Annotated in this window: 9 protein-coding genes; 5 read left to right on the top strand and 4 right to left on the bottom strand. The window is 70.6% G+C overall.

All coding sequences use genetic code 11. From position 1 onward, the window contains the following. Positions 1–21 precede the first annotated feature (21 nt). Both V6M56_RS09265 and V6M56_RS09270 read right to left on the bottom strand, forming a co-directional pair. Positions 22–867, bottom strand: coding sequence for an aminoglycoside phosphotransferase family protein (locus V6M56_RS09265; RefSeq protein WP_332683092.1), 846 nt, complete (start codon positions 865–867; stop codon positions 22–24). Positions 868–870: 3 nt separating this feature from the next. After that, entirely contained in the window at positions 871–1,653 is a 783-nt protein-coding gene (locus V6M56_RS09270) for an SDR family NAD(P)-dependent oxidoreductase (RefSeq protein ID WP_332683094.1), read from the bottom strand. Between the two features lie 34 nt (positions 1,654–1,687). Between V6M56_RS09270 and V6M56_RS09275 the strand changes: the two genes are divergently transcribed. The 3 genes from V6M56_RS09275 (at position 1,688) to V6M56_RS09285 (ending at position 3,349) form a co-directional block, all read left to right on the top strand. Continuing rightward, the gene (locus V6M56_RS09275; protein WP_332683095.1) at positions 1,688–2,041 is read left to right on the top strand and encodes a VOC family protein; all 354 of its coding nucleotides are present in this window, start codon (positions 1,688–1,690) and stop codon (positions 2,039–2,041) included. A 225-nt stretch (positions 2,042–2,266) separates the two neighbouring features. Next, positions 2,267–2,704, top strand: a complete 438-nt coding sequence (locus V6M56_RS09280; protein ID WP_332683097.1) for a DUF1489 family protein — start codon at positions 2,267–2,269, stop codon at positions 2,702–2,704. A gap of 132 nt (positions 2,705–2,836) precedes the next feature. Beyond that, positions 2,837–3,349 (top strand): hypothetical protein, encoded by a 513-nt coding sequence (locus tag V6M56_RS09285; protein ID WP_332683098.1) that lies wholly within the window; start codon positions 2,837–2,839, stop codon positions 3,347–3,349. 53 nt (positions 3,350–3,402) lie between these two features. Here V6M56_RS09285 and panC read toward each other — a convergent pair whose 3' ends face one another. Next, positions 3,403–4,251 carry a pantoate--beta-alanine ligase gene (gene panC / locus V6M56_RS09290; protein ID WP_332683099.1) on the bottom strand — a complete coding sequence of 283 codons (849 nt, stop codon included), beginning with the start codon at positions 4,249–4,251 and terminating at the stop codon, positions 3,403–3,405. 117 nt (positions 4,252–4,368) lie between these two features. Here panC and V6M56_RS09295 point away from each other — a divergent pair, with 117 nt between their 5' ends. Continuing rightward, entirely contained in the window at positions 4,369–5,121 is a 753-nt protein-coding gene (locus tag V6M56_RS09295) for a VWA domain-containing protein (protein WP_332683101.1), read from the top strand. Next, positions 5,121–5,846 carry a J domain-containing protein gene (locus tag V6M56_RS09300; protein ID WP_332683103.1) on the top strand — a complete coding sequence of 242 codons (726 nt, stop codon included), beginning with the start codon at positions 5,121–5,123 and terminating at the stop codon, positions 5,844–5,846. Before V6M56_RS09295 ends, V6M56_RS09300 begins: the two co-directional genes overlap by 1 nt. Positions 5,847–5,864: 18 nt before the next feature. Here V6M56_RS09300 and V6M56_RS09305 read toward each other — a convergent pair. Continuing rightward, the coding region (locus tag V6M56_RS09305; RefSeq protein WP_332683102.1) for an SPOR domain-containing protein at positions 5,865–6,570 on the bottom strand (706 nt) is incomplete at its 5' end.

The raw sequence follows: 6,570 nt of genomic DNA on the forward strand, positions 1-6,570 counted from the left end.
GGGTTCCCCGCGCCTGCCCGACTAGCCCGCATCCAGCGCCGCGATCGCCCGCTCCGCCACGGCAAAATTGATCTTCGCCAGCGGATCGCCGTCGCCAAGGAACCAGGCCGCCGACAGGCCGCACCAGGCCAGGATCCAGCTCAGCAACCTGCGCCGCTCCAGCCCCGACTTCGCCAGCACGATCTCGAGCCGGCGCTCGAAACAGCCGGGCAGGGTCGCGACCGGCGGGTTCGGATCGGCCAAATCGGGATCGCAGAACAGGATGGTGTACTCGAAGGCGCGGTCGCCGATGGTGCGCTTCGGGTCGATGGCGAGCCAGCCGCGCGCCTCGAAATCGAGGACATTGTCGTGGTGCAGATCGGCATGCAGCGGCACGATCTCGCGCTGCGCCGCCAGCAATTCGGTCGCGGCTTCGGCCGAGCGCGCCAGGATGCCGCCTTGCTTGGCCGCCATCGGGAAGAGCTCCGCGAACCAAGTTTCGAGCGGCACCAGCCCGGCGGGGGCGGGGCCGCGCGGCTGGTGCAATCGCCCGATCGCCTCGCAGAGGATCGCGGTGGCCGCGTCGTCGGCAGCGGCGCTGCTGCGGGCCATGGCCGAGAGCGAGCGTGCGCCCGTGGCGCGTTCGATCAGGATGGCGTCGCCGGCCTCGTCGCAGGCGAGCAGGCGCGCGGCGCCGTCGCCGTTCCAGTATTCGAGCAGGCGATAGCCGAAGCGCTCATCGTCGCCGTCCGGCAGCTTCAGCATGGCAGGCTCGCTGCCGCGCCTGACCGGCAGCAGGCGGCTGCCATGCGTCCGGATCGGCGCGCCGTCGGGGGTGAGCCCCCAGCGCGCCAGCCAGGGGGCGAATTCGCCGCCCTCTGCCTTCACCCCTCAGCTCGTCTGCGAGCGGTTGCGGCCGATCAGGGGATACTGCTCCGCCTCGTAGATCTGCCCGGAGACCGGGGCGCTGTCGTCCGAGAGCCAGAAGGCGGCATGGGCGGCGATCTCCTCGGGCTGCATCAGCCGGCCGGTCGGCGCGAAGATCGCGGAGACATCCTGCTCCCAGCCGGGTTTGCGGCCCTCGCGCTGCTGCGTCGCGTCCTCGTTGGCGGTGAAGGTCCAGCCGACATTGAGCTGGTTGACGCGGATGCGCTCGCTGCCCAGCGCATCGGCGAGATTGCGCGTCATCGTGGTCAGCGCGCCCTTCGACATCGAGTAGACCGTGAGGTCGGCCTGGCCGCAGAGCGCGTTGATCGAGCCGACCGTGACGATGGTGCCGCCGGATTTCTGCAGGCGGAAGGCGCGGATCGCCGCCTCGGCGCAGAGCAGCGGCGCGCGGGTGTTGATGGCGAAGACATGGTCGAAGAACGAGGCGGTGGTCTCGCCGATGGCGCCGCGCGGATAGATGCCGGCATTGTTGACCAGCCCGTCGATGCGGCCGAAGGCTTTTCGCGTCGCATCGACCAGCGCCTGCGCCGTCGCCGGTTCCGCGAGATCGCCGCTCGCGCCATGGCAGGCGGCCCCGAGCCTGGCGCAGGCGGCGGCGACCTCGGCCTGGTCGCGGCCATTGACCAGCACCTTGGCGCCCTCGGCGACCAACCGCTCGGCCATGGCATAGCCGATGCCGGTCGAACTGCCGGTGACGAGAATGGCCTTGCCTGCAAGTCCTCGCATGGGGAAGCTCCGAGCGCGCGTGAGGGAGGTCGGTATGATCGTGAATCGGATCGTGGCGAATATTGCAACCGAGGATCCCGACCGGGCGCGCCAATTCTATGGCGAGATCCTCGGCCTGAAGCGGGTGATGGATCATGGCTGGATCGTCACCTTCGCGGCCGAGGGCGCTGCGGCGCCGCAGATCAGCTTCGCCCGCCAGGGCGGCGGCGGCGCGCCGGTGCCGGACCTGTCGATCGAGGTCGACGATCTCGACATGGTCCACAAGCGCGTCCTCGCTGCCGGGATCGCGGTGGAATACGGCCCCGTCGACGAGGATTGGGGCGTGCGGCGCTTCTTCGTGCGCGATCCGTTCGGCAAGCTGGTCAACATCCTGGTGCATCGCGGCTAGACCACGCCGAATTTTCGCGGAACCGCTTCGTCATCCCGGACAAGCCGCGAAGCGGCGCAGCTCCGGGATCCATCGTAAGGCTCCGGCGCTCTACGATGGATCCCGGGGCAAGCCCGGGATGACGAGGTGTTTCCGAGGGAGTGCAGCACATCGCAGCTATGGGCGGCTGTGGAGAAAGGCCGCTGCGGCTGGCCCGGCGGGCTCCGGCGCGGTAGGTTGCCGGCCATGCCGCTCCATCTGCTCAAACTCTGCGTCGGCGCCGAATCGATCAGCGATCTGGAAGGCTGGATCGCCGAGCGCATGGCGCAGCGCCGCCGTGCCGGCGAGCCGGAGGAACAGCTCCACACCACCCGCATGGTGCCCAAGCGCGTCGAGGAGATCGTCGCGGGCGGCTCGCTCTATTGGGTGATCAAGGGCCAGGTCTCGGCGCGCCAGCGCCTGACCGCGATCCGCCCCTTCACCGACAAGGACGGCATCGGCCGCTGCCATCTGGTGATGGAGCCGGTGCTGGTGCCGGTCGAGCCGCGGCCGTTCCGGCCGTTCCAGGGCTGGCGCTATCTGCAGGACAAGGACGCTCCCCGCGACATCGACGGCCGCAGCGGCGATCTCGGCGTGATGCCGGAGGAGATGCGGCGGGAACTGGCGCAGCTCGGCTTGCTGTGAGCGCAAGGCGGCGCTGCTTCCACGGCTCGCCTCGAAGGCCCATGGCGTTTGACTCCTACGGGACGCGGGAGTCTTCTGGGTTTCGAGCTACCGAAAAGTGATCCGTGGTTTCAACCTAGGGGAGCAACGCCCATGAAGCCGATTCGCATCCTGTCAGCAGCCCTGTTCGCTTGCCTCGTCGGGCCCTATCAGGCTTCGGCGGCGATGCCGCTCGCTCCGGCCGCGACATTCGCCGCGCCCGAGCTCGTCGAAATGGCCCAGTATCGCGGCGGGGGCCGGCGCGGCGCGGCAGTCGGGCCGAGGGGCGGTGCCATCGCCGGACGGGGTTATGCCGCCCGCGGGCCGAGAGGTGCCGTCGCCGGCAGGGGCTATGTCGCCCGCGGCCCAAGAGGCAATGTCGTTGCAGGCAGAAGCGGCGCCGCCGTCGTGCGCCCCGGCTATCGGCCGGTCGGGCCCGCCTGGACGCGCCCGGGTTCCTACTGGTGGCATCCGGGGATGGCCGTCGCCTCCGGGGCGGCAATCGGCTTCGCCACGGCAGCGGCGGCCACGGCCTACGCGACCTCGCAGGCGCCGGCGCCCGGCTATTGCTGGTACTATACCAACCCGCAGCGCACGCAGGGTTTTTGGGACGTCTGCCCGAATTGAGCGCTCCGCGCGGCGCCTCCCCAGTGAGGCGCCTGCCCGGATCCGGCCTGGCCTCACACGGCGATATTGTCGATCAGCCGTGTGCCGCCGAGCCGCGCCGCCACCAGAATCCGGATCGGCCCGTCGGCCAGTGAGGTCACCGGCGCCAGCGTCTGCGCATGGCGGGCCTCGAGATAGTCGAGCTCGAAGCCGGCGGTGATGATCTCGCTCTGGGCTTCGCCGACGGCGCGGAAGAGGTCGTCGCGGTTGCGCAGCCGCGCCGCCAGCGCCTGCATGACGCGGTGGAGCAGGGGGGCGAGCGCCCGTTCCTCGGCGGAGAGGTAGCGGTTGCGCGATGACAGCGCGAGCCCGTCGGCCTCGCGCACCGTTGCCAGCGGTACGATCTCGATGCCGAGATCGAGATCGGCGGCCATGCGCGCCACCACCTTGAGCTGCTGGTAGTCCTTCTCGCCGAAGACCGCGAGATCGGCCCGGCTCTGGGTGAAGAGCTTGCAGCAAACCGTTGCCACGCCTTCGAAATGCGTCGGTCGGAAGCGGTCGTCGAGGCCGACGGCGGCAGGCCCGAGCAGCAGGATGCGGCTGGCGAAGCCCGGCGGGTACATCTCCTCGACCGGCGGGAAGAAGATCGCGTCGGCACCGACCTGCGCGAGCTTGGCGCGGTCGCTGTCGAAGGTGCGCGGATACTTCTTGAAGTCCTCATGCGGGGCGAACTGGGTCGGGTTGACGAAGATCGAGACGATGACGCGCCGCGCATGCTTCTGCGCCTCGCTCACCAGCGCGATATGGCCCTCGTGCAGCGCCCCCATGGTCGGCACCAGCGCGACCTTCTCGCCGGCGGCGTGCCAGCCGGCCACGGCGGCGCGCATGTCCCGCACCGTCTCGAACACCGCAACCTCAGCCATGGCTTTCCTCCGGCCGGCACGATTCCCGTTGTCACGGACCATGCTCGGGCGCGGGACGGGTAGCAAATGCCGGCCGCATGGCCAATATCTCGGGCAAGGGTAAATTCGGTGGAGCGCATGGCGGACGACGACAAGAAGGCAGTGGGGAAAGCCGCCGAGGCGAGACCGGCGAATGTCGGCCGGGAAGCGTCGCGCCCGGGCGAGATCGACCGCTTCCTCGGCGCGGCGAAGCAGCTCGCCCCGCTCGCCACCGGCCAGGCCGGCCGGCTGGTCTTCGCGCTCGACGCCACGATGAGCCGGCAGCCGACCTGGGACCTCGCCTGCTCGCTGCAGGGCAGGATGTTCGAGGTCGCCGATACGACCGGCGGGCTTGCCGTTCAGCTCGTCTATTTCCGTGGCCTGGCGGAGTGCCGCGCCTCCGGCTGGATCGGCGAGCCGCGGCGGCTGACCGGGCTGATGAACGCCATCGCCTGCCAGGGCGGACAGACCCAGATCAGCCGGGTGCTCGTGCATATCCGCGACGAGGAGCGGCGCGTGCCGATCCGCGCCTTCGTCTATGTCGGCGATGCGATGGAGGAGGAGGTCGACCGGCTTTGCGCGCTTGCCGGCGAACTCGGGCTGCGCGGCGTGCGCGGCTTCATCTTCCAGGAGGGGGGCGACCCGGCCGCGAGCGCGGCCTTCGCCGAGATCGCCCGGCTGACCGGCGGGGCGCATGCGCGCTTCGACGTCAACGCGCCGAACTCGCTGCTGGAGCTGCTGCGCGGCGCCGCGGCCTATGCCAGCGGCGGCCGCGAGGCGCTGCTGCGGCTTGCCGGCGGCAGCCCGGCGGCAAAAGGGCTGCTCACGGCGATGGAGGGCCGCAAGCCGTGATGCTTCTCTACGGCCTCGGGGCCGTTATCCTGATCTGGTATTTTTCAAAGCTCTTCGCCGGCGCCGATCCGAAGAAGCTGGTCAAGCTCGGCAAGGCCGTCGGCGGCACGGCGGCGCTCGGCTTCGCCGCGCTGCTCATGCTGCGCGGCCGCCTCGACATGGCGATCTTTCTCGGCGGGCTCGGCGCCTGGCTGCTCGGCTGGAGCGCCTATGGGCCGGGCGGCCTCAAGATGCCGGAATGGGCCAGGGACTGGGGCGGGACGAAATCCGCAGGCCGCTCCAAGGTGGCGTCCATCCTGCTCGCGATGGAGCTCGACCATGACAGCGGCGGCGTCACCGGAAAGGTGCAGGCCGGCGCCTTCGCCGGCCGCGATCTCGACGAGCTCAGCCTTGCCGAGCTCGGCGCGCTGATGCGCGAATGCCTCGCCGGGGACCCCGACGGAGCGCGGCTGCTAGAGGCTTATCTCGACCGCCGGGCGCCCGGCTGGCGTGAAGACGCTGATCGTCACCGCAATACGGGGCAGGGCGGCGCGCCGGGCACGGGCGCGATGTCGGATCAGGAGGCCTACGAGATCCTGGGGCTTCAGCCGGGAGCGGGGGAGGAGGCGGTTCGCGAGGCCCATCGGGGTCTGATGAAACGCATCCATCCTGACGCCGGCGGTACCAGCGGCCTTGCTGCCCGCGTCAATCAGGCCAAGGATACCTTGCTGAAGAAACATGGCTGAAGTCCCTTCCTGATCCGGTCAGCCGCGGGTCGCGAAGCAGGCGAAGCCGCCGCGCTTGAGCTGGGCGCAGGTCTTCTCGGCATCCTTCGGACCCTCGAAGCCGGCGAAGCGGGCGCGGAACAGCGTGGTGCCGCCCTTCTCGACCTTCTCGGTGAAGGGCGAGGCGTCCGCGAGCGAGACCGAGGCCTTGGCGCGGGCCCTGGCGAGGATATCCCTGGCCTTGGACTCGTCATCGGTGGCGCCGAGCTGGATCACCCATTTCGAGGCGGAAGCGACCTTCTCGGCGGGGCGGTCGGCCGGCCTGGGCTCGCTCGCCCTGGCGCTCTGGCTGGCGCTTTCGATCCTGGCCGGCGGCGCCGGCTCGGGCAGGCGCGCCTGGATCTTCTCCTGGATCTTCCTGGACTCGGGCTCGGCTTCCTCGGCCCGGGGAGCGGGCTCCGGCTCGGCCAGCTTGGCGATCGAGGAGGTGACGTCGACATTGGCCGGCGGGCGCAGGACCTTGCCGTCGGCGGCGGGCGCGCCGATCGACCAGCGCATGGCCGAGGGCGTCGTCGTCGCGGCGACCGGGCGCATGCCGGAAAGCTGCAGCGGCTGGCCGCCGGCGCTGGCCGCGATCGGACGCGGCGGGGCGATCGGGGTGGTCGACGGCACCGCGGCATAGGCGCGGGCGGCGGCCGGCACAGCGGGCTCGAGACGCGGGCGCGGCACCGGCAGCGGCGCCGGC

It is taken from the genome of Allobosea sp. (genome assembly GCF_036675845.1).
GTDB lineage: Bacteria > Pseudomonadota > Alphaproteobacteria > Rhizobiales > Beijerinckiaceae > Allobosea.

Coding starts and splice junctions, on each gene's coding strand:
- V6M56_RS09285 (WP_332683098.1), top strand. CDS start 2,837: ATGAAGCCGATTCGCATCCTGTCAGCAGCCCTGTTCGCTTGCCTCGTC.
- panC (WP_332683099.1), bottom strand. CDS start 4,251: ATGGCTGAGGTTGCGGTGTTCGAGACGGTGCGGGACATGCGCGCCGCC.
- V6M56_RS09295 (WP_332683101.1), top strand. CDS start 4,369: ATGGCGGACGACGACAAGAAGGCAGTGGGGAAAGCCGCCGAGGCGAGA.
- V6M56_RS09270 (WP_332683094.1), bottom strand. CDS start 1,653: ATGCGAGGACTTGCAGGCAAGGCCATTCTCGTCACCGGCAGTTCGACC.
- V6M56_RS09300 (WP_332683103.1), top strand. CDS start 5,121: ATGCTTCTCTACGGCCTCGGGGCCGTTATCCTGATCTGGTATTTTTCA.
- V6M56_RS09280 (WP_332683097.1), top strand. CDS start 2,267: ATGCCGCTCCATCTGCTCAAACTCTGCGTCGGCGCCGAATCGATCAGC.
- V6M56_RS09275 (WP_332683095.1), top strand. CDS start 1,688: ATGATCGTGAATCGGATCGTGGCGAATATTGCAACCGAGGATCCCGAC.